7 protein-coding genes are annotated in these 17,451 nt (G+C 70.6%); 2 read left to right on the top strand and 5 right to left on the bottom strand.

Translation table 11 applies throughout. The features are described from left to right. The first annotated feature begins 553 nt into the window (after window positions 1–553). Window positions 554–2,173 (top strand): chaperonin GroEL, encoded by a 1,620-nt coding sequence (gene groL, locus ACIA6A_RS10440; protein WP_396097223.1) that lies wholly within the window; start codon window positions 554–556, stop codon window positions 2,171–2,173. A 926-nt stretch (window positions 2,174–3,099) separates the two neighbouring features. On the opposite strand, the gene ACIA6A_RS10445 is transcribed toward groL, so the two are convergent. The 5 genes from ACIA6A_RS10445 to ACIA6A_RS10465 form a co-directional block, all read right to left on the bottom strand. Further along, complete coding sequence (locus ACIA6A_RS10445) at window positions 3,100–4,353, bottom strand: Gfo/Idh/MocA family protein (protein ID WP_396097225.1); 1,254 nt, start codon at window positions 4,351–4,353, stop codon at window positions 3,100–3,102. A gap of 68 nt (window positions 4,354–4,421) precedes the next feature. Then, window positions 4,422–9,788 (bottom strand): Ig-like domain-containing protein, encoded by a 5,367-nt coding sequence (locus ACIA6A_RS10450; RefSeq protein WP_396097226.1) that lies wholly within the window; start codon window positions 9,786–9,788, stop codon window positions 4,422–4,424. Between the two features lie 128 nt (window positions 9,789–9,916). Then, window positions 9,917–15,268: a beta strand repeat-containing protein gene (locus ACIA6A_RS10455; RefSeq protein ID WP_396097227.1), complete on the bottom strand. Its 5,352-nt coding sequence runs from the start codon at window positions 15,266–15,268 to the stop codon at window positions 9,917–9,919. 53 nt (window positions 15,269–15,321) lie between these two features. Then, the gene (locus tag ACIA6A_RS10460; protein WP_396097228.1) at window positions 15,322–16,242 is read right to left on the bottom strand and encodes a GNAT family N-acetyltransferase; all 921 of its coding nucleotides are present in this window, start codon (window positions 16,240–16,242) and stop codon (window positions 15,322–15,324) included. A gap of 9 nt (window positions 16,243–16,251) precedes the next feature. Next, a complete protein-coding gene (locus ACIA6A_RS10465) occupies window positions 16,252–16,440 on the bottom strand; it encodes a hypothetical protein (RefSeq protein ID WP_396097229.1) in 189 nt (62 codons plus the stop codon). A gap of 316 nt (window positions 16,441–16,756) precedes the next feature. Here ACIA6A_RS10465 and ACIA6A_RS10470 point away from each other — a divergent pair, with 316 nt between their 5' ends. Then, the gene (locus ACIA6A_RS10470; protein ID WP_396097230.1) at window positions 16,757–17,437 is read left to right on the top strand and encodes a redoxin domain-containing protein; all 681 of its coding nucleotides are present in this window, start codon (window positions 16,757–16,759) and stop codon (window positions 17,435–17,437) included. Window positions 17,438–17,451: the final 14 nt, after the last annotated feature.

A 17,451-nucleotide genomic window follows, 5' to 3' on the forward strand; every position in this document is an offset into this window, starting at 1 on the left:
AGTAACTATCGCACCGCTTTCGCGATACTGTGGAGAGGCGCTCCGCGTGGGGTCGGGGAGGCTGCGGACTTGCTGCCGGACTCCCGTACGCGTCTATGTAAAAACCGGCAAAAAGCCCACAGGGGAACACTATTCGCGCATGGATAGACGGCAATACGGGCTTTTGGTCGATCGGTCCATCGCCGGTACGGGTGACCGCCGTCACCTCCGTCCGCGACGTTGGACCCCGGTACCCAGGATCGTTCACGCATCGTGATCAAGAAGGTGTTGCGCAGCCCCTCCGGACATGGCTGTTGTCCTTGCACTCGACCCCCCAGAGTGCTAAACAGGTCATTGGCACTCGCGACATGTGAGTGCCAAACAGGTCGACCCGGTGGGGTCACGGCCGAGGTGCTGCCATCGGCGCCGAGGCACGGGACCGGTCGTCGCGGGCTAGCCGGCTCGACCTGAGGACGTCGCATCGCCAGGTGGCGACGTCCGCAGCGTTCCGCAACCAGCGGAGAGCGGGGCCGAGGAGGCCCGGCACCGCGAATGTCCAGGAGGACACAGCCGTATGGCCAAGATCATCGCATTTGACGAGGAAGCTCGTCGCGGCCTCGAGAGTGGTATGAACCAGCTCGCCGACGCCGTCAAGGTGACGCTCGGTCCCAAGGGCCGCAACGTCGTCCTTGAAAAGAAGTGGGGCGCTCCCACCATCACCAACGATGGTGTGTCGATCGCCAAGGAGATCGAGCTCGAGGGGACCTTCGAGAAGATCGGCGCCGAGCTGGTCAAGGAGGTCGCCAAGAAGACCGACGACGTCGCCGGTGACGGCACGACGACGGCGACCGTGCTGGCCCAGGCGCTGGTCCGCGAGGGTCTGCGCAACGTCGCGGCCGGCGCGAACCCGATGGCCCTCAAGCGGGGCATCGAGGCCGCTGTCGCCTCTGTCTCCGACGAGCTGAGCAAGATCGCGAAGGACGTGGAGACGAAGGAGCAGATCGCCTCCACCGCCTCCATCTCCGCCGGTGACTCCACGGTCGGCGAGATCATCGCCGAGGCCATGGACAAGGTCGGCAAGGAAGGCGTCATCACCGTCGAGGAGAGCAACACCTTCGGTCTCGAGCTCGAGCTCACCGAGGGCATGCGCTTCGACAAGGGCTACGTCTCGGCCTACTTCATGACCGACGCGGAGCGTATGGAGGCCGTCTTCGACGACCCGTACATCCTCATCGCGAACAGCAAGATCTCCGCGGTCAAGGACCTGCTCCCCGTCCTGGAGAAGGTCATGCAGGGCGGCAAGCCCCTCGTGATCATCGCCGAGGACGTCGAGGGCGAGGCCCTGGCCACCCTGGTCGTCAACAAGGTCCGTGGCACCTTCAAGTCCGTCGCCGTCAAGGCCCCGGGCTTCGGTGACCGCCGCAAGGCCATGCTGGACGACATCGCCATCCTCACCGGTGGCACGGTCATCAGCGAAGAGGTCGGCCTCAAGCTCGACGCCGCCGACCTGAGCCTGCTCGGCTCGGCCCGCAAGATCGTCATCACCAAGGACGAGACGACCATCGTCGACGGTGCCGGCAACGCCGAGCAGATCCAGGGCCGGGTCAACCAGATCCGCGCCGAGATCGAGAAGTCGGACTCCGACTACGACCGCGAGAAGCTGCAGGAGCGCCTGGCCAAGCTGGCTGGCGGCGTTGCGGTCATCAAGGTCGGCGCGGCCACCGAGGTCGAGCTCAAGGAGCGCAAGCACCGCATCGAGGACGCCGTTCGCAACGCGAAGGCGGCCGTCGAGGAGGGCATCGTCCCCGGCGGTGGCGTGGCGCTGGTCCAGGCCGGCAAGACCGCGTTCGACAAGCTCGACCTGGTCGGCGACGAGGCCACCGGCGCGAACATCGTGCGCGTCGCGCTCGACGCCCCGCTGCGTCAGATCGCCGTCAACGCCGGCCTCGAGGGTGGCGTCGTCTCCGAGAAGGTGCGCAACCTCGAGCTCGGTTTCGGCCTGAACGCCGCGACCGGCGAGTACGTCGACCTCCTGGCCGCGGGCATCATCGACCCGGCCAAGGTCACCCGCTCGGCGCTGCAGAACGCCGCGTCGATCGCCGCGCTGTTCCTCACCACCGAGGCCGTCGTGGCCGACAAGCCGGAGAAGAACCCGGCCCCGGCCGCCCCCGGCGGCGGGGACATGGACTTCTGAGTCCAGCCCCACCAGGCACCATCTGAGAAAGCGGGCCGTCCTCCGGGATGGCCCGCTTTTCCGTGCCCACCGACGGCCCTCTCGCCCAATCCCGGCGGGGTGGAGCGTCCCGCCCAGGCTCAGCGGTGGTGGTCACCCTTTGAACCCGGCGGGGTGGAGCGTTCCGCCCAGGCTCAGCGGTTGGTGGTCACCCTTTGAGCCTGGCGGGTGGAGCGTCCCGCCCAAGCCCGGCGTGGTGGTCACCCGATAAGCCCGGTGGGTGGAGCATTCAGCCCAAGTCCGGCGTGGTGGTCACCGTCTGAGCCTGGCAGGGGCGGCGCGTACCGTCCAAGCGCGGCGATGGCGGTTGCCGGCCGAAGCCGGCGGGGGTGGCGCGTGCTGTCAAAGTCGGGCGGTGGCGTTTGCCGGTCAGGGTCGGCCGGGGTGGCTCGTGTGCCGGCCCAAGCCCGGCAGTGAAGTGTGCTGCCCAGGCCCTGCGGTGGACTTGCTGCCCAGGCCCGGCGGTGGACTTGCTGGCCAGGCCCGGCGGTGGACTTGCCGCCCAAGCCCAGCGGTGACGTTTGCCGCACAAGCCCGGCGGTGGACTTGCTGGCCAGGCCCGGCGGTGGTGGCGCGCGCGTACCGCCCAAGCGCGGCTATGGCGTTCGCCGGTCAGGGCCGGCCGGGTGGAGCGTCCCGTCGGCGGTGGCACACAAAGGCCAAGTCCGCAGTTGTGGTGCATACCGTCCGGGCCCGCTGAGGCAGATACCCACCCAAGTCCGGCAGGGGTGGTGCGTGCCAATCAAGCCTGGCGGGGCCGATACCCGAACAAATCCGGCGGCAGTGACGCGTGCTGACCGTGCCTGGCGGGGTGTGGTCGCCACACTGGCAGCTGGCGCGTGCCTGCCAGGCATTGTGGAGGGCGGTTGAGCCTGATCGGGACCGGTTCAGCCGGCGAGGGTGATTACGGTTCCGGTGCGGCGGGCTTCCTCGGCGGCCCAGACCACTCGGTGGGTGGCCAGGCTCTGGGTTGCGTCCGAGGACAGCAGGCTCGGGTCGCCCGCCGCCACCGCTGCCAAAAATGCCTCGGTCAGGGCCTCGTCGCCGCCACCGTGGCCGTCCGCCGCGGTCGGGCCGGCCTCGCCGAAAGCGTCGATGGTCTCCTCGTGGCCGGTCCGGAAGTCGACGTAGCGGACCGAGCGGCCGTCTCCGTCAAGGTAGCCGTGGGTGCCGAGGAGCCGGGTGTGCCGGTGTTCCGCCGGGGTGAACGCGCTCATCGTGAACGAGCACGTGGCCCCGTCCGCGAACTCCATGGTCACCACCTGATGGTCGACCACGTCGTTGTCGCTCGCGTACACGCAGCGGCCGTACGGGCCGGTGCGCAGCGCCTCGCGGACGGCGGGCTCGGTGAACTCGGTGGTGATCGCGCCCAGGGGCCAGAAGTGCTGGGACTCGTCGGCGAGGGCGGCCAGGTAGAACTTCTCCGCGGAGTACGGGCAGGTCTGCTTCAGCGGGCAGTCCATGCACCGGTCGGCGGCCTCGGCGGGGCGCTCGGAGGCCCGGAAGTGGGTGAGGCTGCCGAAGGAGCTGACCCGGGTCGGGTTGCTGCCGAAAAGGTGGACGAGCCAGTCGATGTCGTGGCAGCTCTTGGTGAGCAGCATCGGCCCGGAGGTGTCGGAGCGCCGCCAGTTGCCCCGCACGAACGAGTGCGCGTGATGCCACCAGCCGACCGGTTCGAGGTGCTGCACGCTGACCAGCCGGCCGATTTTTCCCTCGGCGAGCAACTGCCGGACCATTCGCGTATACGGCGTGTAGCGCAGCACATGACAGACAGCGAAGATCACCTTGTTGCGGATCGCGGCTTCAGCGATCGCGGTGGCTTCCGGTTCGGTCGGGGCCATCGGCTTCTCGAGCAGGATGTGGTAGCCGAGGTCGGCGAAGGCCACGGCCGGCCCGGCGTGCATGCGGTCCTGAGTGGCGACGATCACCGCGTCGGCCAGGCGCGGTTGGGCGGCCAGGTCGCGCCAGTCCTCGTACGCGTGCTGGGGGTCGATGTCGAATTCGGCCATGAGGCGGTGCCGTCGGTGGGTGTCGGGCTCGGCGATCGCCACGACCCGGCCGCGTCCGCCGGCGATCGCGTGCCGGGCGTAGGTCTCGCCCCGGAGGCCGGCCCCGGCGATGGCCAGAGTCACTGCGGGCATGGGCGCCTCCGGGCCGGGTTGGAGTGGAGATCCTCATTAAAGGGGACCGGCGTGGATCGGGGAAGCCGTCACGGGTTGACCCCGCTGTGCTTGCCCGGCCGGTGCCGGCCCGGCCCACGCTGACCGGTCGTGCCGCCGAAGAAGACCAGCGCCGCGCCTACGATCAGGGTGAGGACGCCGATCCCGCCGACCGTCATGGCGTCGGCGCCGGTCCTGGGCAGGTTGAATCCCGCCTCGGTGGTGGTCGGGGTGGTGGACACCTGGCGCACGGTCACGGTGACGGTCGCCGTGGCGGTGCCGCCCTGGCCGTCGCTGATCGTGTACGTGAACGTGTCCTTCCCGCCCTGGTACGCGTCGTCCGGCGCGTACGTGATGGTCCCGTCGGCGTTGACCACCGCGTTGCCGTGCCGGGGCTTGCTGACCTTGACCACCGTCAACGGGTCCTCGTTCGGGTCCTTGTCGTTGTCCCGCACCTTGATCACCACGGATTTCCCGGCGTCGACGGCGGCCGTGTCGTCGGTGGCCCTCGGCGCGGCGTTCGGCCCGGCGACGGTGACCTTGACCGTGCCGGTGGCCATGTTGCCGTTCGCGTCGATCGCGGAGTACGAGAAGCTGTCCGCGCCCGCGAAGCCCGGTTCCGGCGTGTACGTGACCGACCCGTCGGCGTTCAGCTTGGCCGTGCCGTGGGCGGGTCGACCCACCTTGACCACGGTGACCGCCTTGTCGTTGTTGTCCTTGACCGGCAGCGCGATCGTGACCGGGGTGGCCGGCGGGGCCTGCGCCGCCTTGTCCGGTACGGCCGGCGGGTCCCCGACCACGACGGTGACCGTGGACGTCGACTTCTCGGTGCCGTCGCTGATCGTGTACGTGAACGACGCCTTGCCCGACCAGCGCGCGGGCGGGAAGTACGTGACCGCGCCGGCGGTGAACGTGGTGGTCCCGTCGGCCGGCTGGGTCACACCGATGACGGTCAGCGCGTCGCCGTCCGGGTCCATGTCGTTGTCCAGCACCGGGATCGCGAGCGAGCGCTGGTACGGCGTCTCCCGCGTGTCCGGCAGCGCGACCGGGGCGCTGCCGGTGACCGTCACCACGACGGTGCCGGTGGAGGTGCCGCCGTTGCCGTCGCTGATCGTGTAGTCGAAGCGGTCGCTGCCCTGGTAACCGGCGTCCGGCACGTACAGGATCTTGCCGTCAGCGGTCAGCGTGGCCCGGCCGTGCGCCGGGGTGCCGATCGTCGTGACGGTGAGCTGCTGGCCCGGGTTGACGTCGCTGTCGTTGGCGAGCACGGCGATGACGGTCTTCCCGCCCTTGGCCACCGCGCCCTGGTCGAGTGCGGCGAGCGGGTCGGCGTTGTCCACGGTCACCGACACCCGGCCGGTGGACTGGCCACCGGAGGCGTCGCGCACGAGGTATGTGAACGCGTCCGCCCCGGCGTACCCGGGTTCGGGGGTGTAGCGGGCCTTGCCGTTGACGATCGCGACGGTGCCGTGCTTCGGCTGGGTCACCGAGACCAGGCCGATCGCCTCGCCGTCGAAGTCGGTGTCGTTGGCGAGCACGTCGATGTCCACCGGCTTGCCGGACGGCGCGGTGGCCTTGTCGGCGGCCGCGATCGGCAGCGAGTTGATGATGATCGTGACGGTCGTGGTGTCGGTGCCGCCGGCGTCGTCGGTGACCTCGTAGTCGAACGTGTCCGTGCCGGTGCTCGTCGGGTCCGCGGTGTACGAGATCGTCTGGTCCGGGCGGACCGCGGCGATGCCCTTGGCCGGGGTGCTGACCGAGGCCACCCGCAGCGTCTGGCCGATGTTCGGGTCGGTGTCGTTGGCCAGCACCTTGACGGTGATCGTCATGCCCGGCTGGGCCAACGCGGAGTCCGGCACCGCGATCGGCTTGGCGTTCTGCACGGTGACGGTGACGACGGCGGTGGACGTGCCGTGCGCCGGGTCCTCGATGGCGTACGTGAACGTGTCCGGCCCGGCGAAGCCCTTGTGCGGGGTGTACACGAGCTTCCCGGCGGTCAGCGCGACCGTGCCGTGGCCGCCGTTGGTGAACCCGGTGATCGTCATCGCGTCACCGCTGGGGTCGGTGTCGTTGGCGAGCACGTCGAGCGTCAGCGGGGTGTCGGTGGGCGTGCTGCCGGAGTCCGGGCCGGCGGTCGGCGGCGAGTTCACCACGGTGATGGTGACCGCGGCGCCGGCGGTGCCGCCCCGGCCGTCGGAGATCGTGTAATGGAAGCCGTCGCCGCCACGGAAGCCGGCCACCGGGGTGTACACGACCGTGCCGTCGGCGCCGACGGTCGCGGTGCCGTGGGCCGGGGCCTGGTCGATCGTCACGGTCAACGGGTCGTTGTTGGGGTCGCTGTCGTTGGCGAGCACCGCGATGGTGACCGGGGTGTTGGCCTCGCCGGTGACCGCGTCGGGCAGCGCCACCGGGATGCCGTTGGCGACGGTCACGCTGACCGTGCCGGTGACCGTGCCCCCGTTGCCGTCGGAGATCGTGTAATCGAAGCTGTCCGGTCCCGAGTACCCGGTCGCCGGCGTGTAGACGAGCTTGCCGGTCCCGTCGAGCACGACGGTGCCGTGCGCCGGGGCGGTGACACCGGTGACGCCGAGCGGGTCGCCGTTCGGGTCGGTGGCGGTGGCCAGCACGTCGACGGTGACCGGGGTGCCGTACCCGGTCGGGGCGGTCAGGTTCGTGGTCGTCACGGTGGGCCGGGCGTTCGCCACGGTCACGCTGACGGTGGCGGTGCCGGTGCCGCCGTGGCCGTCGGAGATCGTGTACGTGAACGTGTCCGTCCCGGAGAACCCGGCGGCCGGCTGGTACGTGACCTTGCCCGACGCCACGACCGTGGTGCCGTGCGCGGGCTGGGCGGCCGCGGTGATGCCGAGGGTGTCACCGTTGGCGTCGGTGTCGTTGCCGAGCACGTCGATCACCACGTCGGTGTGGTAATCCGTGGTCGCGACGTCGTTCGCCGCGACCGGCGCGGCGTTGGCCACGGTGACCCGGATCTGGCCGGTCGCGGTGCCACCCCGGCCGTCGGAGACGGTGTACCCGAACGTGGCCACCCCGGCGAAGCTCGCCGTGGGGACGTACGTGACCGAGGTCGCGGTGAACGTGACCGTGCCGGAGGCGGGCTGGGTGACCGCGGTGACCGACAGGGTGTCACCGTTCGCGTCGGTGTCGTTGGTCAGCGGGTTCAGCGTGACCGATGTGGCTGCCGGGGTGCCGGTGGTGTCGTCGGTGGCGACCGGTGCGGCGTTGGCGACGATCACGGTCACGGTGGCCGTGCCGCTGCCGCCGCGCCCGTCGGCGGCGAGGTACGTGAACGTGTCGGTCCCCGCCCAGCCGGCGGCCGGCGTGTACGTGACGGTCCCGTCGGCGTTCGCGACCGCGGTGCCGTGCCCGGGTGCGGTGGCGACGCTGCTGCTCAGCGGATCGTTGTCCGCGTCGGTGTCGTTGGCCAGCACGGTCACCGTGACGGCCTGGTCCGTGTTCGTGGTGCGGCCCGGGTCGTCGCGCACCTGCGGGGCGGTGTTGACGGCGAGCGTACGGGTGACGGTGTTGTTGCCCCCGCTGCTGTCGTTGCCGCCGCCGGACACGGTCGCGGAGGCCACCGCGGAGGCGGCGGCGGTGTTCGCGACCGTGGCGGGGATCTGCGCGGTGCCGGTGGTGTTGATCGCGAGCGCGCCCAGCTGACACGTGACGACCTGGCCGGCCGCGACACAACCGGCGGGCAGTGTGCCCGCGGTGACGCCGGCCGGCAGGGTCAGGATCGCGACCGCGCGGGGCTCCCGCTGCGGGCCGTTGTTGGTGGCCGAGACCGTGTACGTGACCGCGGCCGGCGAGGACGAGCGCTGCACGATGCCGGGAGCGACGGTCAGCGCGGCGGACAGATCCGACTGCGGCTGGGTCACGGCGACCCCGGTGGCGCTGCTCGACCCGGCGATCTTCCGGCCGGTGTGCGCTCCGGTGTACGACACGTTCGCGAGGTTGGTGACGGTGAAGCCGGTCGGGACGGAGTCGTTCACCCGTACCCGGAAGGTGATGGTCGTGGTGGCGTTCGGGATCAGCATGCCGCCGGCGCTGGAGGTGGCTCCGGTGCCGATCCGGTACGTGCCGGTGCCCTGCGCGGAGTCGGTGACGAACTCGCCGGTGTCGTCGCCGGTCGCGTCGGTGACCGCGGTGGAGGCGATCTTCATCGAGCCCGGGACGTACGTGGTACCGGCCGGGATCGCGTCGGTCAGCACCGACTCGATCGCGTCGTCGGTGCCGTCGTTGATCACCGAGACCACGTACTCGATCTCGTCGCCCGGCATCAGGTCGCCGCCGTTGACATCCGAGCTGGTCATCGTGGCGGTCAGGTTCGGCGCGTACAGGTCGGTGCTGAACGTGATGACGCCCGGGTAGAACGTCTCGTTGGTGGTGGTGAGCGTCAGCGTCGCACTGGTGGCGTTGTTGGCCAGCCGCCCGGACGCGTCGAACTGGTCCACGTCGACGCCGAGCAGGTTGAGGTTGTTCGGCGTCCGCGAGCCGATCGACGCGCCGGCCTCGCTGACCGTGCTGTTGAAGAAGTTGTCGGCCGGGTTCTTGGCGTCGGTCATCGCGGTGCCGTTGAGCTTCAGCACGTCACCGTTCTTGCCGAGGTCACCCTCGTAGACGACGGTGCCGATCGCGGTGGTGACCGTGCCGTACTGCGGGGTCTGGAAGCCGTCGACGGTGATGTTGACGCTGCTCGAGCCGCTGCTGACGACGCCGAAACCGTCGTAGACGCGCAGGTCGCGCATGGGCAGGGCGGGATTGCGGTACGCGATGACGAGCGCCCACCCGGCGTAGCGGTCCTTGCCGGTGCCGGCCTGGATGTTGCCGACCGCGTACGACCCGTTGCCGGCTCCGGTGACCATCGAGGTGACGTCCGCGTAACCCTGGTAGGCGCTGGTGGACGGGTCGACGTTGGTCTCCGTGGACGTGACGGTGGTCCAGGTCGCCGAACCGGGGACCTGGAACTTGACCTTGTCCTTGTCCGCGGCCGAGGGCGCCACCGCACCGGAGGTCCCGGCCGTGGTGTTCGCGCTCCAGTACAGCCCGGCGAACAGGACCGTGCTGTCCGCCGACAGCGCCACCGTGGCGCTGCTGGAGTTGAAGATGCCCTGGCCGGCGTCCGCACCGACGTTGGCCATGACGTAGTTGTTGTTGTTCAGCGCCTCGCCCGTGCCGACGGCGTTGAGCGCGTCGGTGCAGCCGGTCGCCGCGGTCGGGCAGGTGAGGTTCGCATTGCCGCGCAGGGCGATCGCACCGTTGGTGTTGATGGCGAACGTCGTGGCGAACGGGGTGGTGATGACCGCCTGGGCCCGGCTCACGTAGAAGGTCATGGCGATGCCGACGGCGATCACCACCAGGATGGCGAGCGCGCGGTGCGGTGCGGTGCGCAGAGCAGGCATGCGAGCCCTTGTCGGTCCAGGCACCCGGATCACGGGCGCACAGAAGAGCCCGGACCTGGTGGTCCGGGCTCGTCTGACGTTATGAACCGCCGGGTGCGGTTCGGGTGCGGCGGGGGCGCAGGCTCATTTCATCGGCTGCCGGCGTGCCTGCCCGGGCGGTGCCGGCCGGGGCCCTGGTTGCGGTCGCCGAAGAAGAACAGCGCGGCTCCGACGATCAGGGTCAGGATGCCGACCCCACCGACCGACGCGATGTCGGCACCGGTCTTCGGGAGCCGGAACCCGCCGTCGGTATTCTGGCTGCCCGCCTGGTGCACGGACACGGTCACCGTCGCGGTGTCGGTGCCCCCGCGGCCGTCGCTGACCGTGTACGTGAACGTGTCCTTCCCGCCGAGGTACGCGTCGTCCGGCGCGTACGTGATGGTCCCGTCGGCGTTGACCACGGCGTTGCCGTGCCGGGGCTTGCTGACCTTGACCACCGTCAGCGGGTCCTCGTTCGGATCCTTGTCGTTGTCCCGCACCTTGATCACCACGGACTTGCCGGCCTTGACCGCGGCCGCGTCGTCCTTGGCCTTCGGCGCGGCGTTCGGCCCGGTCACGGTGACCTTGACCGTGCCACTGGCGATGTTGCCGTAGGCGTCGACCGCGGAGTACGAGAAGCTGTCCGCCCCCGCGAAGCCGTCGTCCGGCGTGTAGGTGACCGTGCCGTCGGCGTTCAGCTTCGCCGTGCCGTGCGCGGGCTTGCCGATCCTGACCACGGTGACCTCGGTGTTGTGCTTGTCCACCGTCGGCAGGTCGATCTTGACCGGGGTGGACGGCAGGGCGGTCGCGGTCTTGTCCGGTACGGCCGGCGGTGCACCGACCGTGACCGTGACCGTGGACGTCGAGGTCGTGCTCCCGTCGCTGATCGTGTACGTGAACGACGCGGTCCCGGACCAGCCCTTCGGCGGCGTGTACTTCACCGACGTCCCGGTGAACGTCACCGTGCCGTGCTCCGGCTGGGTCACGCCGACCACGGTCAGCGGGTCGCCGTTCGGGTCCATGTCGTTGCCGAGCACCTTGATCCGCACGGCCTGCTCGTACGCGGTGGTGCGCTCGTCGGGCAGCGCGACCGGCGCGCTGTCGGTGACCGTCACCGAGACCGTGGCGGTCGCGCTGCCGCCGTTGCCGTCGCTGATCACGTAGGTGAACGTGTCGGTGCCGGTGAAGCCCGCGTCCGGCACGTACCGGATCCTGCCGTCGGCGGTCACCGTGGCCTTGCCGTGGGCCGGCGGCCCGACCGAGGTCACGGTGAGTTTCTGCCCGGTGTTCACGTCGGTGTCGTTGGCCAGCACGTCGATGTCGGCCCTGCCGTTCTTGATCACCGCGGCGCGGTCGGTGACCGCCACCGGGTCGGCGTTCGCGACGTCCACCGAGACCTGGCCGGTGGACTCCCCACCGTCGGCGTCGCGCACGAGGTAGGTGAAGGTGTCCGGGCCCGCGTACCCGGCGTCCGGGGTGTAGCTGACCTTGCCGTTGACGATCTTCACCGTGCCGTGCTTCGGTGCGGTGACCGAGACCAGCGTCAGCGCCGAGCCCTTGCTGTCGGTGTCGTTGCCGAGCACGTCGATCACCGTGGCGGCGCCCGGCTTCGTCGTGGCCTTGTCGGGCGTCGCGACCGGCGGCGCGTCGATCGTGACGGTCACGCTGCCGACGTCGGTGCCACCCTGGTCGTCGGTGACGACGTAGTCGAAGGTGTCGGTGCCGGTGCTGCCCGGGTCGGACCTGTACGTGACCGTGCCGTCGGGGTTGACGGTCGCGGTGCCGTGCGCCGGCTTGGTCACCGAGAGCACCCGCAGGACCTGGCCCAGGTTCGGGTCGGTGTCGTTGGCCAGCACCTTGACCACGACCGAGGAGCCGGCCTTGGCGACGGCGGTGTCCGGGACCGCGATCGGGTTGGCGTTCTGCACGGTCACGGTGACCACGGCGGTGCCGGTCAGGTGGCCCGGGTCCTCGATCGTGTACGTGAACGTGTCGGTCCCCGCGAAGCCGAGCGCCGGCGTGTAGAGCAGCGAACCACCGGACACCGTGACGGTGCCGTGCCCGGGGGCGGTGGTGCCGATGACGCTGAGCAGGTCGCCGTTCGGGTCGGTGTCGTTGGTGAGCACGGCGATGGTGACCGGGGTCGACGTCGGGGTGACCGCGGCGTCCGGCTGGGCCATCGGCGCCGAGTTCACCACGGCGAGCGTGACCGTGGCGCCGGCGGTGCCACCGGGCTTGCCGTCGGAGATCGTGTAGTGGAACGTGTCGGCGCCCTGGTACCCGGCCGCCGGGGTGTACAGCACGGTGCCGTCCGGCTGGACCACCGCGGTGCCGTGGGCCGGTGCGACGTCGACCGTCACGGTCAGCGGGTCGCCGTTCGGGTCGGTGTCGTTGGCCAGCACCGCCACGCTCAGCGGGACGTTGCGCTGGGCGGTCACCACGTCGGGGGTGGCCACCGGGACGCCGTTGGCGACCGTGACGGTGATCGTGGCGGTGGCGGTGCCACCGGGCTTGCCGTCCGAGACGGTGTAACCGAACGAGTCCGGGCCCGAGTACCCGTTCGCCGGGGTGTAGACGATCTTCCCGGTGCCGTCCAGCGCGACGGTGCCGTGCGCCGGGGTGCCGGTGCCGGAGACGTGCAGGGTGTCCCCGTTGGGGTCGTTGGTCAGCGGGACCCAGTTGATCGTGACCGGGGCCGCGTAGTTGGTGCTCACGGCCGTGCCGGTGGCGGTCGGCGGGGCGTTCAGCACGGTCACCGTGACCGTCGCGGTGGAGGTGGCGTGCTCGTCGTCCTCCATCACGTAAGTGAACGTGTCGACGCCGGAGAACGTGGCCGCCGGCTTGTACGTGATCTTCCCGGCGGTGATCGTGGTGGTGCCGTTGGCCGGCTGGGTGACCGAGACGATGGCTTTCGGGTCGCCGTTCGGGTCGGTGTCGTTGGCCAGCACGTCGATCACCGCGTCGGTGAGGTACGCCGTGGTGGTGCTGTCGTTCGTGGCGACCGGCCCGGCGTTGGCGACGGTGACCGTGACGGTGCCGACGGCGGTGCCGCCCCGGCCGTCCGACACGGTGTACGTGAACGTGGCGTTGCCCTTGAGGTCCGAGCTCGGGGTGAATTCCAGCGACGTGCCGTTCTGGACCACCGAACCCTTGGCGGGCTGGGTGAACGAGAGGATGGAGAGCGGGTCGCCGTTCGCGTCGGTGTCGTTGGCGAGCACCGCGATCGGGACCATCGTGCCCGCCGGGGTGCTTGCCGGGTCGGCGTTGGCGACCGGGGGCGCGTTGTCCACGTGCACGACGACGGTGGCCGTCGAGCTGCCGTTGTTGCCGTCGCTCAGGACGTACGTGAAGGTGTCGCTGCCGGCCCACGCCGCTTCCGGGGTGTACGTGATGGTCTTGTCCGGGTTGACGACCAGCGTGCCGTGCCCGGGGGCGGTGCCGGTGGCGACGGTCAGCGTGTCGCCGTCGTCGTCGGTGTCGTTGGCGAGCACGGTGATGATCTTGGCGACGCCGGTGTTCGTGGTGACGGTGTCGTCGACGGCCTTCGGCGGGGTGTTCACGATCAGCGTCGCGGTGGCGGTGTTGTTGCCGGCCGTGTTGTCCGTGCCGGAGCCGGACGCGACCGCGGTCGCCACCGAGCTGCGCGGCCCGGTGTTGCCGGCGTGCGTGTTGAGCACCACGGTCGTGGTGGCGCCGCCGACGATCGCGCCCAGGGCACACGTGATGTCCTGGCCCGACTGGGTGCAGCCGGCCGGCAGCGAGTCCGGGGTGACCCCGGCCGGCAGGGTCAGTTTCGCGACGGCGAGCGGCTCGCGGTCGGTGCCGTTGTTCTTCACCGACATCTGGTAGACGACCGCGTCCGGGGTGCCGTCCCGCTGGACCGTGGTGGGGCCGACGGTCAGCGTGGCGGACAGGTCGGCGACCGGCTTGTCGACGGTCGCGGTGACGACGTTGCTCGTGCCGGTGAGCATGCGGCCGGTGTGGTCACCGTTGTACGCCAGCGACGCGACGTTGGTGATGACGGTGGCGGACGGGGTGTTGTCGTTGACCTTGACGCGGTACGTCACCACGGTGGTCGCGTTCGAGGTCAGGGTGCCGCCGGCGGACGCGGTGGCGCCGGTGCCGAGCCGGAACGTGGTCTTGCCCTGGCCGCTGCTGTAGTCGGCGGTGTCGTCCGAGGCGGCATCGGTCTTCGCGGTGCCGTCGATCTTCAGCGAACCCGGGACGTACGTGGTCCCGGCCGGGATCGCGTCGGTCAGCACGGTCGCGACGCTGTTGTCGCTGCCCTTGTTGTTGACGCTGATCGAGTACTCGATCTCGTCGCCGGGCATCAGCCGGCCCGCGTCGCCGGTCTTGTCGGTGCCGGTGAGCGTGGCGGTGAGGTCGGGGGCGTAGAGGTCGGTGGTGAACGTGACGACACCGGGATAGAAGATCTCCCCGGCCGTGGTCAGGGTCAGCGTCGCGCTGGTGGCGCTGTTCGCCAGCTTGTTGCTCGCGTCGAACTGGTCGACGTCCAGGCCCATCGTGTTGGAGAAGCCCGGCGTCCGGTCGGTGACCAGGGCGCCGCCCTCGCTGATGGTGCTGTTGAAGAAGTTGTCCGCGGGGTTGCGCGCGTCGGACAGCGCGGTGCCGTTGAGCTTCAGCGCGTCACCGGTCTTGCCGAGGTCACCCTCGTAGACGACCGTGCCGATGGTGGTGGTGACGTTGCCGCCCGGGGGCGTCAGGAAGCCGTTGACGGTGATGTCCACGCTGGTGGAGCTGTTGCTGACGATCCCGAAACCGTCGTACACCCGCAGGTCGCGCATGGGCAGCGAGGCGTTCTGGTACGCGATGACGAGCGACCACGCCGCGTACCGGTCCTTGCCCGTCCCGGCCTGGATGTTGCCCACCGAGTACAACCCGTTGCCGGCGCCGGCGACCATCGAGGTCACGTCCGCGAAGCCCTGGTAGATCGTCGTGTTGGTGACGTCCACCCGCGAGGCGGTGACGGTCTGCCAGCCGGCCGTCTTCGGCACGGTGATCTTTACCTTGTTCTTGTCGGCCTCGGTCAGGGCCGCCGCGCCGCTCGTTCCGGCCGCCGTGTTCGCGCTCCAGTACAGCCCGGCGAAGAGCACGGTGCTGTTCGCGGGCATGGTGATGGTGGCGTTGCTGGAGTTGATGATGCCGTTGCCGGCGTCGGCGCCGGTGGCCTCCATGACGTAACCGTTGTTGTTCAACGTCTCGTCCGAGGTCGACCCGGTGCCGCCCTGGGCTCCCGAACAGCCGGTCGCCGCGGCGGGGCACACGAGGTTGACGTTGCCCCGCATCAGGATCGCGCCGTTCGCGTTGGTCCCGAACTCCTGACCGAACGCCGTCGTGATGACGGCCTCGGCCCGGCTCATATACAGCGTCATGGTGAGGCCGAGGGCCAGCACGACGAGGACGGCGAGCGCGCGTTTCGGCCTGGAGCGCAGAACAAGCATTCCCTGAAGCTAGGGACCGGGAAGTGCCGTTCAGGTGCAGCCGAGGCGCCGGCTCAGAGCTGTTTGCGGTATTGCAGGAAGACCCGCTCGACCCGGGCGCCGACCGCCTTCGCGTAGAACGGCAACGGGCCCACCCAGCCGATCTGCACCCGGTCGTGGCCCTCGGCCCGCTGATCGGCGAGGCAACGGTGCAGCAGCAGGTTGCCGATGCCGAGCCCGCGGGCCGCCGGGTCGGTGCCCATCGGGCCGAACCAGCTCGGCCGGGAGCTGCCGTACGCGGCGAAGCCCAGCATGGCGCCGTCCTTGTCGAACGCGACGTGGCATCCGGCGCGGGCCCGGCCGACCGAATGCGCGATCTCGCCGGCCCAGCCCTCGCCGAAGTTCGCCAGGGCGAAGGCGATCAGCATCGGTACGTCGTCGAGCGCGGCCCGGCGTACGGTGACCCCCGGCGCGATCTGCGGTTCCGGGGTCTCCGTCAGCTGGACCGTCATGTTCCAGGCCGGCTGCTGGTCCTGCTCGAAGCCCAGCGCCATCGCCGCGCAGACCGCCGGGGTGTATCGCACGTCGATGCCCGGCCACGCATAGTAGGGCGCGTTGCCGGCCAGCACCACGTCGCCGGCGCCGAGCCCGGCCAGCGCGCCCTCGACCCGGGCCAGCAGCGCCCGGCCCACCCCGCGGCGGCGCTCCCGCGGGTCGACCGCGATCAGGTCGACGTGCCCGATCGAGGGGTCCCGGTGCGACACCGAGCCGAGGACCACGCCGATCACCTCGTTGCCCGGGCGCACCGCGACGAACCCGGTCAGCCGGCGGGGCGTCCGGGACCAGCCCTCCGTGCCGGTGGTCTCGCGCAGCCGCAGCACGATCTCCGCCGCCTCGGCCGCGTCCTCGGGCAGGTCGAGCGCGACACCGCACAGGGCGACGACCGCCGGCACGTCGTCGTCGGTCAGCTCGGAGATCCAGAACTCGTCGTCCACGCAGCGAACCTACCCAACAGCTGCCAGATCCCTTTCGGTGCGGACGGGGGAGAACCACAGGACCAGGGGCCCGGCGACCGAGACCACCGCCACGATCAGCAGCGCGGCCCGGGCGCCGAGCGGCCCGGCCAGCGCGCCGGCGACCAGGCCGCCGACCGGGATGGCACCCCAGGAGACGAACCGGACCGTCGCCATCACCCGGGCCAGCAGCTCCGGCGGGCTCGACCTGCCGGTACGTCCGGGTGGTCACGCTGCCCACCACGCTCCCGCCGGCGAACAGCAGAACCCCGGCGGTGAAGGCCGCGTAGGCCGCCCGGCCGGTGCCGGCCGGAATGAGGAAGGAGCCGGCGACCTCGACCACACCGAGGATCAGCAAGCTGCGTCCGGTGCCGAGTGCGAGCGCCGTCAGCGGGAGCGCGACACCCCCGACCGCCGAGCCCAGCTCGCTGCTGGTCCCGGCCAGCCACCACCGCCAGAAAACGCTCACCATGACCGCCTCGAGTGAGTTCCAATCATGAGCCGGCGCGCGCTCACCGAGCGGCTGAGCAGCCTCGTCGAGCACGGGGTCCTGCGCCGCGCCGCGTATTCCGACCGCCCGCCGCGCTACGACTACCTGCTCACCGCCAAGGGCGAGGGCCTGCTGCCGGTGCTGATCGCGCTCCAGGACCGGGGTACCCGGCACGTCATGGGCGACGGCTCGCTCACCGCGGCCCCGGGCTCCGAGGAGATCCGCCGCGTCCACGACCTCGTCGGGCATCGGGTGCCGATCACCGTCGACGGGCCGACCGTCCTCTTCTTCTTCCCCGGGGCCTTCGCACCCGGCGCGCAGGCGTACCCACCCGGATGGGGCGACATCCCGGGCACGGCGGGGTGCACGCTCGAAGCCCGTACGTACGCGACCCGGGCCGCGGAATTCGCCGCACTGGGCGTACACATCACCGGGGTGAGCTCGCAGCGCCCCGACCAGCAGGCCGCGTTCGCGGAACACGCGAACCTGCCGTTCCCGCTGGTCTCGGACCAGGACGGCAGACTCGCCGCGAGCCTGCGGCTGCCCACGTTCCGGGCCGGCGGCACCGACCGGTTCAAGCGCCTCACCCTGCTCGTCGACGCGGGTGCGATCGTCCGGAGCGTCCAGTTCCCGGTGCCCGATCCGGCCGGTTCCGTCGACGAGATGCTGCATCGGGTCCGGCACTGATACGGCGCACGGCA

It is taken from the genome of Actinoplanes sp. NPDC051494 (assembly GCF_044454705.1).
GTDB lineage: Bacteria > Actinomycetota > Actinomycetes > Mycobacteriales > Micromonosporaceae > Actinoplanes.